The following is a 16,307-nucleotide window of genomic DNA, read 5'->3' on the forward strand; positions in this document are numbered from 1 at the left end:
CTTGACATGCGTTTTAGTAACTGTTATATATAAACAAAGGGCGAAAAGCTGATTTTTCAAGCCTTTCGCCCATCATTATCATAGAAGAATCTAATTTACAGACTTTTCTTCATAGTCTCTAAAGATAAGTGATGATACAACTTCCTGTTTGCCAACTTGCCCTTTGAGAGAGGAGAAATCCTTTTCTCAAATGGCTTTTTCTATTTATACGGATATTCGCAAACTACAAGATAATGTAGATATTTGTAAGATTTACAAAAGCGGCGTGACAGATTCTGTCCTGGATAGTTACCGGTGCTATCTGAAACAATGAAAGGACTGGGCACCTATATAGTAAGGTTGCCCAAAGAACTATTTTCTACTCATGAATTTCCAGTGGAAGTCCATCCGGATCATGGAAAAATGTCATTTTCTTTCCGGTATAATCATCCAGACGGACCGGCTCAGTTTCAATTCCTTTCCCATTCAATTTTTTTACTGTATCATCTACACTCTCCACTTTAAATGCCAGATGGCGTAATCCCAATGCTTCTGGATAATTTACACGAGCTGGAGCATTTTTTATGATAAAAAGTTCTATTTCCTGCAGCCCACATGCCATATCAATCTTGTAATCATCACGTTCTTTTCGATAATTCTCTCTAATTACTTTAAATCCAAGCAGATCCACATAAAAATGTTTTGATTGTTCATAATCGCTTCCAATGATTGCAATATGATGAATGGTATCGAACATAACTCTCTTCCTCCGTTTTTTATATGTTGATATATATTTTTCTCACATTTTATCACAGATATCTGAGTAATGCAGGTAAAATTAACATTAAAAATACTTTTCTGACAAGTTTGCATGGTGGAAAGTGTACTTTCTCGGACATATAATATTAGTAGACGAGGGGGTGAAGTAAGTGTTGGCAGATAACCTGATATTTCTTCGTAATATCAAAGGACTGACGCAAGAACAGGTCGCAGAAGTGATAGGAATTTCCAGACAGTCCTATTCTAAATGGGAACAGGGAGAAACTTATCCTGATATTGATAAATGTGACAAGCTGGCAAAATACTATGGTGTTACGATAGACTCACTTGTTCATCAGGACAATAAAGTCGATGATGTAAAGATTGCTCCTGCCCCGATAGGTAAGCATTTATGGGGGACAGTCACTATCGGCAGCAAAGGTCAGATTGTAATACCGAAAGCGGCAAGAGAAACATTTGAACTAAATGAAGGCGACAGATTAGTTGTTCTCGGAGATGATGCAGAAGGCATTGCTCTTGTCAAGGCAGATGTCTTTGAACAGCGAGTGCAAGAAGCATTAAAATTAAGTAGGCAAATGACAAATGAATGAAATGGAGGTGCATACAATGAAATGCCCTGAATGTGGTAAAGAGATGCGTGACGGATACTTGTTTTGCAGTAAAGATGGTGCTTTTAGCTTTGCAAATAAAGTACCGGGAGTATTTGAAAATGCGAAAAATGCAGAGGGCTTTGTGAAAATCACAGAGCTTAAACCAAGTCATAGAACAAGGGTAGCTGCTTCAATTTGTGAAGAGTGCAAAACAGTTATATTTAAGTATTAAGCAGTTACAATTCAATAAAGAAATTATGAGACAGTCTTACGAAATCAAACGTAAGGCTGTTATTTTTTCGAGAAAGGAGGAAACCGATTCACGAAACAACAGAGTATCTGGAAGCGTTTCTCAGAAATCTACTTTTGAACGAGAAAAATGAGCTTCATAATCGAAATCTTCATATAAGTGGACTTTTGAACGAAGAAAAAGTGGACATTGGGGGATGCAAAAGTGGATATTGAGAGTGGAAAAGTGGACATTCGAAACAGAAAAGTGGATATTGAAAGTGTACTTTCCGAAAAAGGTAGTGATTTCTCGGTAAAAACGACGATTCATATCCATAGACTTTTTGAAAAGTTTGGCTTTGATGAGGTGTTTGGAAGAAGTGCAGTTATGGAACTTCTTGGGCTGAAAGGTTCAGGGGCTTCAAAAACTTCTTTTCAATTTAGTGCAGGCAGATATTATTGAGCCAGTATCCGGTCATGGAAAAGGGAAATATAAATTCAAGAAGTAGTTAGAAAATTCCAAGGAGTGATGGCTATGGAGAATAAATTAGAAAAATCCGGTCAAAATAGTTTTATGGATAATTTTGTTAAAACCGATGACATCTTAAATGATATGTGTGGGATTATTGAGTCCTCACAAAAAGCTGCATATCGAGCAGTCAATACAACGCTTATACAGAGAAATTGGCTTCTTGGTTATAGAATTGCAAGTGAAGAATTGTAGGGCGAGGATAGGGCAAAATATGGAGCTGAAATTATAAAAAAGTTAGCAAAAGAATTATCGTCTGAATATGAAAAAGGTTATACAAAGTCGAATCTATATAGCTTTTATTCTTTCTATAAGACCTATCCTGAAATTTTCCAGACACCGTCTGGAAAATCTGTTGGGCTACTGTCTTGGTCGCATTACGCAGCATTATTACAGGTTAAAGATAAAGCAGCTCGTGACTGGTATGAGAAAGAAGCCGCAGAACAAACTTGGAGTGTCCGTACTTTACAGAGGAATATTTCTTATCAGTATTATTACCGTATGCTGGGGACTCAGAAAAAAGAGCTTGTAGAAAGTGAAATGAAGGAACTGACTGCATCGTATCAAAATGATAAGTTGGAGTTTATCAAAAATCCGGTAGTTGCGGAGTTTTTAGGCTTTTCTCAGAATACAGATTTTACAGAGAGTGACCTTGAGAAAAGTATTCTTTCCAATTTGCAGAAATTCTTGATGGAGCTTGGGAAGGGATATGCTTTTGTGGCAAGACAACAGCACATTCATACGGAGAAGCAGGACTATTATATCGACCTTGTGTTTTACAATTACATACTGAAATGCTTTGTCCTTATCGACCTGAAAACAGAAAAGATTACACATCAAGATGTAGGACAGATGGATATGTATATTCGTATGTATGATGAACTGAAACGCAGCGAGGGCGATAACCCGACAATCGGTATTGTTCTTTGTTCCGATACAGACGATGATATTGCCCGCTATTCTGTTATGCACGGTAATGAACAATTATTTGCTTCCAAGTAAAAATTATACTTGCCGACAAAAGAAGAATTGAAAGCGGAGATTGAAACTCAAAAGGCAATGTTTTATCTTCAGCAGCAGGATAGTGAAGACAAAGAAATAGAATAGAATTTGTGCAGACGGTCTGCACAAATTGCAAAATTAAAGTTCGTTGAATAAAAAAGCCTTTATGGGCTGTAGTTTTCAATGAAAACGAAAAACTTTGCTTTTAACATTAGCTAAGTTAAAACGAAAGTTTTTGAGTTAAAAGATACTGAGGTGTTAGCAAATTGCGACACCTCTTTTCTTTTATGGCCTTATTTTGTGCTATTCCTCAAAAAATGGGAATTATAAAGATTTAATTCTTTACTATGGATGTGTATTGAAAAAAATTATTTTGCTATACTGACAATATCAACAGAAAAGGTGGATATTCGAGAGGTGATCAGATGAATGCAGCACAGAGCTGAATAAATCATCGGGATTAAAGAAAACTTTGTTTGACATGAGCAATAGCTCCTTTCTGATAGGAATCCATTTCCAATCTGGCAGGTACACAACCTAGCGCGTTATTCGGGTATGGCCTTCCGGCTTCCAACCAGCTAAAACATAAAACCCTGTCGAATGTACTAATTGACTCAATTACAGGTATCCACTGATAATCAGTGTCCCAAGGATGCATACATTCTTTGTCCTATCCTAAGAGATGATACCTTATGTTTTATCTGGTGTCTATCAGGAACCGTCAGACATGATTATTATTACGGATAACATCTGATGAAGAAAGAATCCTTTCTTTTGTTATCTGATTTATAGAAACTTATTAACCAAGTAGTCTTGATTGACTACATCGTTATTATACTAGGATGAATAATTATGTTAGAAGAATGAATGGAAAGCTATCAGAGGAAAAACTGATAGCTTTCTTTTATCTCCAAGATGAGAAAAATTCTGGCGATAGTAACGTTTAATCATCGATATTCTTATTTTATTCTTTACTTTACCAACTAATCTGGCGGTGCAGTTTACGATATTGTCCGGGGGTTATACCAGTGTATCGCTTAAAAATAGAAATAAAATAACTTTGAGATGAAAAATTCAAGTAAGTACTGATTTCGCCCAGACTGTAGTCAGAATGTGCCAGCAAATTCTTTGCCTTTTCGATAAGAACGTTATGGATAAAAACAGTAAGCGTCTGTCCGGTTTCTTTATGGAACAGGGCAGACAGATATTTAGGTGTTAAATTAACTAAAGATGCCAGTTGATTTAAGGTTAAAGTTTTATTTTTTCCATGATAGATATAATCAATGACGCGAGAAATAGCTGGTGAATAGTAGTTTTTTGGCGTCTTTTTTGCCTCAGCAACACGAAGCGTAAATTCAATAGCCATCTGTTCATTTAATTTTATTAAAGCATCAACATCGGTACATTGTTCCATTTTTCGTATATATACATCACTTAAGGAAAAAGCAGTTTCCTCATTAAGTCCTCCTTCGATAGCATATCTGGTAACTAAAGTTGTATTAGCAATACTTGCATAAAAAAGTAATTTTAATTTGGAATTGGAAGAGGTCATCTTTCCGTAAACAGTTGTTGGGAGTGAATAATAGGTATTCTCCAATGCATGAATATCTCCGTTTGAAACACATTCGAGAATTGCCTTTTCCTGTGCATAAGATGTATGTATCCGTTCATTTTCTGCATTTTCCAACATTTCATGTGTGAGTGAAAAATTGATGTCTGACTTCATTTTATACATAGGTAATTCCTCCTGTCAAAAACACGATAAATTGACATAAAACACGATAAATCAATATAATTATATGCCGGAAATAGATAAAATGCAATTAAGAGATTAAAAGAGAGGAGATAGATGCTATGAAACGAATAGTGATATTGTAGATATTAATGCAACATTTAATTCGGCTGAAGCGTATATCAGAATGATAGAACGTGCAGAGAAATACTCAGATACATATCCAAGCAGAGATGAATCACAATGGATAACAACTTCGACAGAATATTGGTATTAGATATGGACTTTGAAAGAGGGGATAAGCCATGAACATTGATAAAATATGTGAACAGTTAACAATAGATGAAAAAATCCGGCTTTTAGGCGGTGTTGGTGACTGGCATACTTATGACTGTAATGGAAAAATCCCCTCTATTATGATGACAGACGGACCACATGGGATTCGAAAACTGGAGCAGGAAAAGGTTGGGGATATTGAAACCAGTAAGCCAGCAACCTGTTTTCCAACTGCAAGTGCAATAGCCTGCAGTTGGAATCCTGCTATTGTTAAAAAGATGGGTGAAGCGATTGCGAAAGAAGCAAAAAAAGAGCAGATATCCATTGTGCTAGGCTGCGGAATCAATATCAAGCGTTCTCCTTTATGCGGAAGAAATTTTGAATATTTCAGTGAAGATCCGTATTTGACAGGAAAGCTGGCAACGGGATATATCGAAGGTGTACAGAGTCTTGGAATAGGTACGAGCTTAAAGCATTATGCTGTTAATTCACAGGAAACAAGACGAATGACATCCAATAGCCAGATTGATGAAAGAACTCTTAGGGAAATATATCTGTCGGCTTTTGAAGAAGTTGTGAAAAAAGCAATACCGACTTCTGTAATGGCTTCATACAACAGGATTAATGGCGAATTTGGAGCAAGAAATAAATACTTACTGACAGATGTTCTGAGAAAAGAATGGAAATATCAAGGTGGTGTGGTGTCGGATTGGGGAGCAGCAAATGATATTGTAAGCTGTATGAAAAATGGTCTGACACTGGAAATGCCAGATCCGAAAGGCTTCCACACAGATGTGTTAAAAGAAGCGTATAAGGATGGCCGGATTACGGGTCAGGAACTGGATAACTGGACTAAGAATGTTCTGCAGAATTTTGTATCACTTCATAAAAATATAGAAGAAAATTATGAGGTAGATATGGAAGAACAGAATCAGGTGGCACGTAAACTAGAAAATGAAAGTGCAGTGCTTTTGAAAAATAATAGTGTTTTGCCAATTGGAAAAGAGAAGAAGGTGATCATTGTTGGAGAGCTTGCCAGGCAGATGCGATTTCAGGGAGGTGGGAGCAGTCATATCCAGCCGACGAAGATGACAAATGCGATTGAAGCAATACGTGAAAAAGGATATCAGGTAACTTATATACAGGGATATCAGAATGAAAAGGAAGAATTAGGAGAAAAGCAACTACAGGATACGATAGAAAAGCTGAAACAGGAATATAGAAAAAAGGATTGTGTGATTCTATATTTTATCGGTCTTACAGAATCTTACGAAGGAGAAGGATACGACAGGAAAAATCTTAAAATCCCTCAAAATCAGGAAGAGCTGTTGGCTGAAATTGCAGAAACTGTCGGAAAAGATCATATTGCAGCAATTAGTTTCGGTGGTGCGCCTATGGATTTTAGTTTTGAAAAGAATGTAGGAGCAATTCTTCACATGTACCTCGGAGGACAGGCTGTAGGGGAATCTGTTGCTGACTTAATCAGTGGAGAGGTGAATCCATCCGGTAAATTGGCAGAGACAATTCCGCTTTCAGAAAAAGATACTCCGGCATGGAGATATTTTGCACCTCCGAATGATGATGTAGAATACAGGGAAAGCATTTTTGTAGGTTATCGTTACTATGAGACATTCCATGTTCCGGTAAAATATCCGTTTGGTTATGGACTTTCCTATACTTCTTTTTCCTATTCGGAATTGAATGTACCGAAAGTATATAGTGGTGGAAAGATACAAATTCGTTTTAAAATTAAAAATATCGGAAAAGTGAGTGGAGCAGAAATAGCACAGTTATATATCTGCCCGATTGAATCAGATGTTATCAGAAGCCATATAGAACTAAAGGGATTTCAAAAAATATATCTGCATCCGGGAGAAGAAAAAGAAGTTATACTAGAGCTGGATGAAAGAAGTTTTTCCGTCTATGATGTAGAGAAAAAAGCCTTTTCCATGTTAAGTGGCAAATATCAGATCTGTATCGGAGCATCGGTACATGATTTGCAATTAAAGGCGAATATGGAAGTAGTAGGAAATAGTTATTTTAGAAATGAAAGAGAACTGTTTCCGGATTATTTTAGAGAGCAGCCACATGGAATGGAAATCAGTGCAGAACAATTTTATCAGCTATTAGGCGGTGAACCGAAACATGACAAAGAAAAAAAGCGTGGAGAGTATACGGTTTACGATTCCTATCAGGATGTGGTAAATGTCTCAATGTTTGGAAAATTTGTTCGTGGAGTCGTACATATCGGACTTAAGATTATGCTTCGGGGAAAATCAGAGCGGGATCCGGCCTTTAAAATGGTAAAAATGGGAGTCGAAGAAGGAAATCTGGAAGGACTGATTGCAACCAGTGGTGGAATTGCAACTCCGAAGTTAATCGATATGTTAGTTTACAATGCAAATAAAAAATATTTGCAGGCTTTTAAAAGACTGCTGAAGAAATAGAGAGAGGGGGGAGTCGTATATGGAAAACAATAAATTGGATAAACGCACAAAATGGAGCTATTGTATAGGAGCAACCGGAAGAGATATGGCGTATGCACTCGTCTCTATGTTTCTTCTTACATATATTCAATATACGATGAAGCTGACAGTTGCCCAATATGCAGTAATATCAGCAATTATGGTAGTGTGTCTGCTGTGGGATGCCATTAATGATCCAATGATGGGAATTATTATTGAAAATTCGCATTTGAAATCCGGAAAATTTAAACCTTGGATTTTTATAGGAGTAATTTTAAACAGCCTGATAATTATCTGCTTGTTTACAGTAAGGCCGGAAGGATGGGGATTTGTTGCATTTTTTGGAGTGGGATATCTTTTATGGGGAATGACTTACACAATGAATGATATTGCCTATTGGGGAATGCTGCCGAGTCTTACATCAGATCCGGGAGAACGGAACTGGCTGGTAACCGTACAGGGAATTTTTATCTGTATCGGACAGTTTTCTGTTGCAGGTCTGCTCCCTGATATGGTAGCTGGAAATGCGATTATGGCATATCGGACGGCTGCGATTGTGATTGCTTTTTGTTTTATTGGTTTCCAGCTACTTACAGTGTTTGGAGTAAAAGAGAGAAAACGACCGGAAAAGAAGAGAACACTGTCATTAAAAGATATGTTTCATATATTCCTGAGAAATGATCAGTTGATAGTGATTGGAATTGCATGTTTATTATTCCAAATCGGAAATGGTCTTCTGATTATGATTGGAATGAATTTCTTTTATTTTGAATTTGGATATTCTGTAGGTGGCAGTCTTGTATTTTGGTTTACAATTATGTATGGATTAGGAACGCTGATATCAGAGGCATCTTTTGCGTGGCTTTCCTCAAAATTCACACGAAATCAGATTATAACTGCAGCTACCATCATTACAGTCATTGGGTATATGCTTTTTATGAGTGTAGGCTACATTTTACCAAAAAGTGTTGTTTTACTGAATATCATCGGTTTTCTAATCTTCTTTTCGCAGGGAGCATTCAATATGACGATGATTGTCATGTTAAATAATACCATAGAGTATGATGAAGTCCGGTTTCATGAACGACATGACAGTATTATCTCAGCAGTAAGATCTTTTGCAACAAAGCTGGCCAGTGCGGTTGATCAGGCGGTTGTTGCGTTAATACTGATTATAAGCAATATCTATGCAATCAGTCAGAAAATATCCGGATTAGAAATAAAAGCTGGTACAGGAGAACTTACTTCGGAAAATGTAATTGTACAGGCAGATAAATTTATCCAGACAGCAGATGCCGGACAAAGATTTATGTTGCGTCTTGGAATTGTAGCTGTTCCGGTAATTTCTATAGGAGCTGCTTATATATTGATTAAACGGAAATATATCATTGACGAACGTAAGTATGAAGAACTGGTAGCGGAAATAAAAAGCACAAATAAAAAATGTAGAAGAGATTGAAAAATAATATCCTTGCAAACAGAAAGGAGCGAATATGAAGAGAAATAAAATTCTAAACAAAATAAGTGCTTTAGTTTCAGTAGCAATGCTTAGTATCTTATCTTAGTTATACATTGGTGTCAGGCACCATAAACTGTATCCGGAAGATAAGAAAAATGGCGCATACGATCGAATTTCACTGTCGGATTTGTAGAATAAAACTGAATATGGAACAAAAACACGAGCAGTTAGTCTATGAAAAATAGGTTAGCTGCTTTTTTGTGCAAAAAAAGGAGGTGCCGTGTATGGGATATGCACGTAAAGATGTAAAGAAAATAGCAAAGAAATTTGTTCGCTACCAGGAAGGGGCAGAGCTTTACAGCATTGGACTGACGAAATTCCAGGAATTGGCGAAAGAAGCCAAAGCAGCGTATAAGATTGACAAGGTTGTTCTTGTCAACTGTGAGATGTTTGAAAAGTATCTGGAAACATTTCGGATTGCGTAGGGAACAGAAGAAAATTGTGGAAGGACGAAAAATAGGGATTGATTTCTTGTCATACGAAAATCATAATATGGATGTTGAGGAATAACAACAGATATGATTTGACAATGATTCATCATGAATGGTGATGAAGAGAAGACAATTTAATAGAAATAGCACAGCGAAGCATCACGAAGGGTAATGAAGAAAAATCAAAAAAATTCCCGACGATGAAGTCACAAGGTTCTGCAAAAAATGAAGCAAATAATGTAGCTCAGACAGCTGCAGTTGCTCCTGCAGAGACAGCAATCGCTATCGTGAACCTGCCACCGAGAAAGATGATGGGAATCGATTCCGAGGGTATGCTGATCTCAGCAGTACACGAAGAAGACGGTCACGAAGGACTGAACCTTCTGATGGTAAATGACAGAATCCCAGCTGGTGCAAAGCTCATTAAGATGAGAAACTGAGCCTTGCGGCGGTGTGCGCTTGCGAACACCGACATAAGGCGAAAAACGCACGGAGACGCCAGTCGACGTGATGTAAAGATGTACCGTTTTACCGAATAGACGGGACGTACTTCATTTGATGAAAAACTAAAAAAACAGCGATTTACATCAAACTTACATCAATTGATGCAGAAATCGATGCAAGCAAGAAAAAATCGCATAATTAGTATAAAGAGTGGGCAATTCCAATCGGAGTTGCCCATTTTTAAAACAAACAGAAATACAAACTTGAATTGAAAAAAAATGGAATTTATCTATTAAGACATATAAACTGTTGACAATAAAGCTCCTATATAGTATGTTTTTAATAAACTACTATATAGGAGCTTTTGTATGGAAATGAATGGAGGATTTCTTGTTACCAAAATAAAACAGCTTGGAGACCGGATTTTCGAGAAGATTCTCAGTGAAAAGAATATTGATGCGTTTAATGGAGCCCAGGGGCGTATTCTTTATGTGCTGTGGCAGAAGGATGGTATTTCAATCAGGTCACTCTCGACTAAATGCGGATTAGCGATAACATCTCTTACTACGATGCTGGAAAGAATGGAAAATCAAGGGCTGATAAGCCGTGTTCAGTCTGAAACAGACAAAAGGAAAACACTCCTGTTTCTGACTGAGAAAGCACATGCCTTAAAGGGCGAGTACGATTCTGTATCTGATGAGATGGGCAGTATTTACTACAAAGGTTTTTCAGAGGAAGAAATTATCCGGTTTGAGGAATGCCTCGACCGCATCAGAAAGAATCTTGAGGAGTGGCAGAAGACATGAGTATTTGCATCAAAGATCAGATTCAGAACATGAATATCGTCATTGGCTGCACAGTGGGGTGTGCATATTGCTATGCCCGCAACAACGTGAAACGCTGGCATATGATTGATGATTTCGCTTACCCTGAATTCTTTCCGGGTAAGCTCAAGATGATGGAAAAGAAACGTCCGCAGAACTTTCTTCTTACCGGGATGAGCGATCTCTCCGGATGGGAGCCGGAATGGAGAGACGAGGTATTTGCAAAGATCCGTGAAAATCCACAGCATCAATTCCTGTTCCTTACCAAGCGACCTGATTTGCTGGATTTTGATACCGATCTGGAAAACGCATGGTTTGGCGTTACGGTGACGAGGAACGCAGAACTGTGGCGTATCGACGCCCTTCGGAAAAACGTCAGAGCAAAACATTACCATGTTACCTTTGAGCCGTTATTCGACGATCCCGGCACAGTTGACCTTTCCGGAATCAATTGGATCGTTGTGGGCACCATGACCGGAGCTCAGAGCAGGAAGATTCATACGGAGCCGGAATGGGCATGGTCTCTGACGGACCAGGCACATAAGCTCGGCGTTCCGGTGTTTATGAAGGAAGACCTTGTCCCTATCATAGGGGATGAAAATATGATTCAGGAAATGCCGGAAGAATTTAATAAAGTGTTAGAGGTACAGAAATCATGGAAGAAGTAATAAATGGAATCCTCATTCGTGAGGTGGAAACAAAGAACATCATGACTAAGTCTAGTCTGCCGGTAGGCGGTTACTCGGTCAATCCCTATGTGGGCTGTACACATGCCTGCAAGTATTGCTATGCTTCTTTTATGAAGCGCTTTACCGGGCACAAGGAGGAATGGGGCACTTTCCTTGATGTGAAGCATTGGCCGGAAATTAAAAATCCGAAGAAATATGCCGGACAGCGGGTGGTCATCGGTTCTGTGACAGATGGCTACAATCCACAGGAGGAGCAATTCGGGAATACCAGAAAACTTCTGGAGCAGCTGATCGGCAGTGACGCAGATATTCTGATCTGCACAAAGTCGGATCTTGTGGTACGAGATATTGATTTACTGAAGAAGCTTGGACGTGTAACCGTTTCATGGTCAATCAACACACTAGATGAAAATTTCAAGAACGATATGGATTCTGCTTCGAGCATTGAGCACCGTATCGCTGCTATGAAGCAGGTATATGAGGCAGGTATCCGTACAGTCTGTTTCGTATCCCCGGTATTCCCCGGTATCACGGATTTTGAAGCAATCTTTGAGCGGGTAAAGGATCAGTGCGATCTGTTTTGGCTCGAAAATCTCAATCTTCGAGGCGGTTTCAAAAAGACAATTATGGATTATATCGCCGGAAAATATCCTGATCTTGTACCACTTTACGACGAGATCTATAACAAGCATAACCGCAGCTACTTTGAAGCACTTGAAGTAAAAGCTGAGAAAATGGCTAAGAAGTATGATTGTGCCTTTGTGGATAATGAAATGCCTTATGGCAGAGTCCCGCAGGGGCATCCGGTGATCGTAGATTATTTCTATCATGAGGAAATCCGTGGAACAGAGAATACCGGAAAAAGAAATCGCTAACTTCAAGTTTGTAGAATTCAAAAATTTAATATGAAATGTGAGATAGAGCGTATGGAATAATCTATACGTTCTATTTTTGCCTTTTTGAAAAAAAGTGATTAAAAAACTATTGACATTTTGTTACTGGAAAGGTTGATTTCTCCAATGTAAAGATCGAGCCAATTTTTGAAGAAATGGTTGATTTCGATACATATGAAGAAAAAGGATTGCTGTCAGTGAATAAAGACAACAATGATTATCGTACGTAAAAGTTAAACTACCCTTTGAGAGAGGAGAAATCCTTTTCTCAAAGGGCTTTTTCTATTTATATGCTAAAAAGTCTTGACTTTTGTTAAAGGTTTTTAACTTCCCTGATTTTAAAATAATACCGATCAATAATATCCTGCAATGTAATGGATTTCATTTTATCATCTACCATATTTTGAATTTCATGATAGAAGTCCCCAATAGCGAATTGAATGTTGATACCGATTCCACAATCAGGATTGGTATCTGTGTCCAGGTGAAGCAGCGGCTTATCGCCCTCTACGGCTCGGTAGATGTCATACATATTGATTTTATCTGCCGATTTTGCAAGAGCGGCATTCGCATGACCTTGTGTGTTGACAACAATGCCTGCATTTTTCAGGGTTGCCATAAGCTGTCTGACATAAGCCGGGTTTGTCTTGATACTTTCTGCAATTTTTGTGCTGGAGAGTTGTTCGTCATCTCCAAGGGCAATAAATATAAGAATATGAATGGTGTCACTAAGCTTTGTGGAATATTTCATTTGTCACCTCGAACTTTCTTCTTGCAATTTTTAAAATTACATGATAATATGATTTTGATGCTTGATGTAAATTTAATTTTAACAAGTAAAAAAATAAAAGTCAAGCGAAATAAAAGTGTGGAATTTGATATAAAAAAAGAAGTCTTTGTTTTAGGTTCCCTGGGTAAGGGATGATATATTTTTGGAGGGGGAAAGACTGGAGGGAAGGTGTAAGGCGATACGAGATTTGGCAGAAACCCTGCGGGATTTAAAAGAAAACATAGTGGGAAAGGAAATGTGATGAAGATGAATGTATATCAAAAGATAAGTCAAATCATCAAAGAAGCAGATGGTATTTTGATTGGAGCCAGTAATGGTTTGTCTATCGCAGAGGGATATAATATTTTGGCAGATGACGCATGGTTTCAGGAAAATATGGGAGATTTCAGAGAAAAATACGGACTGCGTTGTGTTTTACACGGATTTTCAGTGCCAATGAAGGTAGAAGAAAAGTGGGCATTTGTAAGCAGACTTGTTAAGGCAAAAGCTATGCAGGATGAGCCGAGTGAGATTATGAAAAACATCTATGCACTAGTAAAGGATAAAGAATATTTCGTAGTAACTTCCAATGCGGAAGATCATTTTGTGCCGGCAGGTTTTGAGGCAGACCGTGTTTTTGAAATGGAAGGGAAATTAACCCAGATGCGGTGCAAGAACAGATGTCATGACGAGGTCTATCCTAATCAAAAAGCAGTTCTCGCCATGACAGAAGAGGAAGTAAACGGAAGAGTACCCAAAGAGTTACTGCCGAAATGTCCAAAATGCGGTGGAGATATGGAAGTAAATTGGGGTGAGATGTCCTCATTTACAGAAACGAAAAATTGGAAGGAAAAGGCTGCCCGCTATCAAGAATTTATTCAGAATTTACATGGAAAGAAGCTGGTAATTCTGGAATTTGGCATTGGCTGGAGAAATCAGATGATTAAAGCTCCTTTGATGCAGCTTGCAGCAGTAGAACCACAGGCAAGATATATCACATTTAACAAAGGCGAAATTTACATTCCAGAGGAAATCAAAGAAAAATCCATCGGTGTGGATGGTAATCTTACGGAAGCGTTAAAGGAAATCAGAGAGGGAAGGATAGACTAAGTAAAGCGGTTAAAGATATTACAGTTGTGAGATAGGAGAATGAAAAAAATGAGCTGTTATGAAAATTTGGTAATGAAAACACAAATGAACTATTCCAGACACTATAGTACCTATGCATCCGGTGGTACTGCTGTAGTGTTGAGCAAACAAAAACCACTTCCTTATGAGGAACAGATTCAGGAATTTGTTCGCAGAGTGCAGGAGGCAGAGTGTATCATAGTAGGCGGAGCATCCGGTTTATCAGCGGCTGGAGGTGGTGACTTTTATTATAGTGATACCCCTTCTTTTCGTGAGCATTTTGGAAAATTTGCAGATAAGTATGGATTCAAAGGTGCTTTTAGCGGCATGATGCATCGGTTTTCTACAAGAAATGAACACTGGGGATATGTGGCAACCTTTTTAAATACTACACAAAATGCCCCTATCAGAGAACCATATCTGGATTTGGATAGAATCTTGCAGGGAAAGAATTTTCATATCTTAACGACTAATCAGGATACACAGTTTGTAAAGATTTATCCGGAAGAAAAGGTCAGTGAGATTCAGGGAGATCATCGTTTCTTCCAGTGTTCTCAGTGTTGTCAGGATGAAACATGGGATGCCGTACAACCTGTGGCAGATATGATTGCGGCTATGGGAGAGGGGACAATGGTGCCGGATGAACTGATTCCTCGCTGCCCTCATTGTGGTGCGGAAATGTTTCCGTGGGTAAGAGGATATGGGAATTTTCTGCAAGGGAAAAAATACGAAGAAGAATATGAGAAAATCTCAAAATACATTCAAAAGAACAAAGATAGAAAAATTCTCTTAATAGAACTTGGAGTAGGACGCATGACACCGATGTTTATACAGGAACCGTTTTGGGAACTGACAAACAGTTTGAAAGATGCATATTATATCTCCATAAATTCAGAATATCAGTTTTTGCCGGAATTCATTGAAGATAAGGGGATTGCTATTTTGGGAGATATAGGAACAGTGTTAAAAGATTTGCGGAAAGTAAAAGAGGAAAGTGCATTTGTATAGGATACTTGTTCTTGATATTCCAGGTGAACCGGAATTGAATCGTCTGACAGACTTTTTTAAAGTTTTAGGCAATCCTACACGGGTAAAAATTCTGTTTCGCCTGTTCCAATCAGAAAATTGTGGAAGGACGAAGAATAGAAATTGACTTCTTGTTATACGAAAATTATAGTGTGGAGGGATATTTTCCAGCATATCATATGAATAAAACAAGTGGGATAACAGTTGCACTTGATGGCAGTGTTCCTGATGATGAAGTTAAATTGCTTTTGGATATTTTTATATTTGCATACCGAAAATGTACAAGTTGATGCTATTTTAACTATCTGCTCATTAATTGGTGGTTCTGCAGGAATATTGTTGGCGATACTGCTATTTGATCGTAAAGCTGTCAAAGACAATATGATGTCAAGAGTGTTTATCGCATGTGTATTTGTGATACAAGTTATAATATTATTGATGGTAAAAGGACATCATGCAGATCACATAACACTGGCATTTTGGGAGTTTTTTGCAAAATATAAAATATTACTGATATACTTAGCAGTTATCAATTTTATAGCTTTCGCAGCTTATGCGGTGGATAAAGTTAATGCAGCCGAGCATCGTTCAAGAATTAGAATTGTAACATTACTAGGTTTAGCATTTGTTGGTGGTTCGGTTGGCAGTTTATTGGCAATGTATTTATTTCGTCATAAAACAAGAAAAAATTATTTCACTGTTGGTGTTCCATTAATAATGGTAATGCAAGTAGTGGTGATTTTTTACGCAATGAATGCAGGATGGTAACATTTCGTATTTGCTGAAGGTACATGAAAGTGTTTTCCTGTTAAATAATGGAATTACCTCTCTTTTAATAATAAAATAAAACGCAAAAAAAGCGAGTTTTCGTGAAATAGTTTTTCCGAGAGTGTGAAACTTTTTCTGTAAAATAGTATTTAGAAGGTTCTTCTATGATAAAATAGAATCATAGGAGGGCCTTTTATTATGGCAAGACAAAAGAAACCTGTACACAGGGTACAAA

The 16,307-nt window shown here is 37.8% G+C and carries 18 protein-coding genes and 2 pseudogenes; 17 read left to right on the forward strand and 3 right to left on the reverse strand.

Annotated elements, in window-relative coordinates; translation table 11 throughout:
• Positions 1-190 precede the first annotated feature (190 nt).
• Entirely contained in the window at positions 191-313 is a 123-nt protein-coding gene (locus tag LQE94_RS16265; protein ID WP_276312762.1) for a hypothetical protein, read from the forward strand.
• A 45-nt stretch (positions 314-358) separates the two neighbouring features.
• On the opposite strand, the gene gloA2 is transcribed toward LQE94_RS16265, so the two are convergent.
• Positions 359-736, reverse strand: coding sequence for an SMU1112c/YaeR family gloxylase I-like metalloprotein (gene gloA2 / locus LQE94_RS15820; RefSeq protein WP_240578165.1), 378 nt, complete (start codon positions 734-736; stop codon positions 359-361).
• A 172-nt stretch (positions 737-908) separates the two neighbouring features.
• Between gloA2 and LQE94_RS15825 the strand changes: the two genes are divergently transcribed.
• The 6 genes and pseudogenes from LQE94_RS15825 to LQE94_RS16365 all read left to right on the forward strand — a co-directional run bounded on the left by LQE94_RS15825 (position 909) and on the right by LQE94_RS16365 (position 3,108).
• On the forward strand, positions 909-1,349 hold the full coding sequence (locus LQE94_RS15825) for a helix-turn-helix domain-containing protein (protein WP_240578166.1): 441 nt from the start codon (positions 909-911) through the stop codon (positions 1,347-1,349).
• 16 nt (positions 1,350-1,365) lie between these two features.
• On the forward strand, positions 1,366-1,581 hold the full coding sequence (locus tag LQE94_RS15830; RefSeq protein WP_240578167.1) for a PF20097 family protein: 216 nt from the start codon (positions 1,366-1,368) through the stop codon (positions 1,579-1,581).
• 222 nt (positions 1,582-1,803) lie between these two features.
• Positions 1,804-2,040, forward strand: coding sequence for a hypothetical protein (locus LQE94_RS15835; RefSeq protein ID WP_240578168.1), 237 nt, complete (start codon positions 1,804-1,806; stop codon positions 2,038-2,040).
• A 72-nt stretch (positions 2,041-2,112) separates the two neighbouring features.
• A complete protein-coding gene (locus LQE94_RS16360; RefSeq protein ID WP_330638972.1) occupies positions 2,113-2,301 on the forward strand; it encodes a hypothetical protein in 189 nt (62 codons plus the stop codon).
• 15 nt (positions 2,302-2,316) lie between these two features.
• Positions 2,317-2,595 (forward strand): annotated as a pseudogene (locus tag LQE94_RS16490) (DUF1016 N-terminal domain-containing protein); the annotation flags it as partial.
• A 51-nt stretch (positions 2,596-2,646) separates the two neighbouring features.
• Positions 2,647-3,108 carry a PDDEXK nuclease domain-containing protein gene (locus tag LQE94_RS16365; protein ID WP_330638973.1) on the forward strand — a complete coding sequence of 154 codons (462 nt, stop codon included), beginning with the start codon at positions 2,647-2,649 and terminating at the stop codon, positions 3,106-3,108.
• A 976-nt stretch (positions 3,109-4,084) separates the two neighbouring features.
• Here LQE94_RS16365 and LQE94_RS15845 read toward each other — a convergent pair.
• Complete coding sequence (locus tag LQE94_RS15845; RefSeq protein WP_240578169.1) at positions 4,085-4,843, reverse strand: helix-turn-helix domain-containing protein; 759 nt, start codon at positions 4,841-4,843, stop codon at positions 4,085-4,087.
• 302 nt (positions 4,844-5,145) lie between these two features.
• Between LQE94_RS15845 and LQE94_RS15850 the strand changes: the two genes are divergently transcribed.
• The 7 genes and pseudogenes from LQE94_RS15850 (at position 5,146) to LQE94_RS15880 (ending at position 12,363) form a co-directional block, all read left to right on the forward strand.
• Complete coding sequence (locus tag LQE94_RS15850) at positions 5,146-7,563, forward strand: glycoside hydrolase family 3 C-terminal domain-containing protein (RefSeq protein WP_240578170.1); 2,418 nt, start codon at positions 5,146-5,148, stop codon at positions 7,561-7,563.
• A 19-nt stretch (positions 7,564-7,582) separates the two neighbouring features.
• Positions 7,583-9,040, forward strand: a complete 1,458-nt coding sequence (locus LQE94_RS15855; RefSeq protein WP_240578171.1) for an MFS transporter — start codon at positions 7,583-7,585, stop codon at positions 9,038-9,040.
• Positions 9,041-9,324: 284 nt separating this feature from the next.
• The gene (locus tag LQE94_RS15860; protein WP_240578172.1) at positions 9,325-9,525 is read left to right on the forward strand and encodes a DUF6462 family protein; all 201 of its coding nucleotides are present in this window, start codon (positions 9,325-9,327) and stop codon (positions 9,523-9,525) included.
• A 197-nt stretch (positions 9,526-9,722) separates the two neighbouring features.
• A pseudogene (locus LQE94_RS15865) lies at positions 9,723-9,971 on the forward strand (hypothetical protein); the annotation flags it as partial.
• A gap of 372 nt (positions 9,972-10,343) precedes the next feature.
• Entirely contained in the window at positions 10,344-10,781 is a 438-nt protein-coding gene (locus LQE94_RS15870) for a radical SAM mobile pair system MarR family transcriptional regulator (protein WP_240578173.1), read from the forward strand.
• A complete protein-coding gene (locus LQE94_RS15875) occupies positions 10,778-11,467 on the forward strand; it encodes a radical SAM mobile pair protein A (RefSeq protein ID WP_240578174.1) in 690 nt (229 codons plus the stop codon). Before LQE94_RS15870 ends, LQE94_RS15875 begins: the two co-directional genes overlap by 4 nt.
• Positions 11,455-12,363: a radical SAM mobile pair protein B gene (locus tag LQE94_RS15880; RefSeq protein WP_055214576.1), complete on the forward strand. Its 909-nt coding sequence runs from the start codon at positions 11,455-11,457 to the stop codon at positions 12,361-12,363. Before LQE94_RS15875 ends, LQE94_RS15880 begins: the two co-directional genes overlap by 13 nt.
• 331 nt (positions 12,364-12,694) lie before the next feature.
• On the opposite strand, the gene LQE94_RS15885 is transcribed toward LQE94_RS15880, so the two are convergent.
• Entirely contained in the window at positions 12,695-13,132 is a 438-nt protein-coding gene (locus tag LQE94_RS15885) for an Rrf2 family transcriptional regulator (RefSeq protein ID WP_118699402.1), read from the reverse strand.
• Between the two features lie 279 nt (positions 13,133-13,411).
• On the opposite strand from LQE94_RS15885, the gene LQE94_RS15890 reads away from it, so the two are divergent.
• The 3 genes from LQE94_RS15890 to LQE94_RS15900 all read left to right on the forward strand — a co-directional run bounded on the left by LQE94_RS15890 (position 13,412) and on the right by LQE94_RS15900 (position 16,072).
• Positions 13,412-14,260 (forward strand): NAD-dependent protein deacetylase, SIR2 family, encoded by an 849-nt coding sequence (locus LQE94_RS15890; protein ID WP_240578175.1) that lies wholly within the window; start codon positions 13,412-13,414, stop codon positions 14,258-14,260.
• A gap of 48 nt (positions 14,261-14,308) precedes the next feature.
• Complete coding sequence (locus LQE94_RS15895) at positions 14,309-15,286, forward strand: NAD-dependent protein deacetylase (RefSeq protein ID WP_240578176.1); 978 nt, start codon at positions 14,309-14,311, stop codon at positions 15,284-15,286.
• 246 nt (positions 15,287-15,532) lie between these two features.
• A complete protein-coding gene (locus tag LQE94_RS15900; protein ID WP_240578177.1) occupies positions 15,533-16,072 on the forward strand; it encodes a DUF1294 domain-containing protein in 540 nt (179 codons plus the stop codon).
• Positions 16,073-16,307: the final 235 nt, after the last annotated feature.

Source organism: Mediterraneibacter sp. NSJ-151 (assembly GCF_022487435.1).
GTDB classification, from domain to species: Bacteria; Bacillota; Clostridia; order Lachnospirales; family Lachnospiraceae; genus Schaedlerella; species Schaedlerella hominis.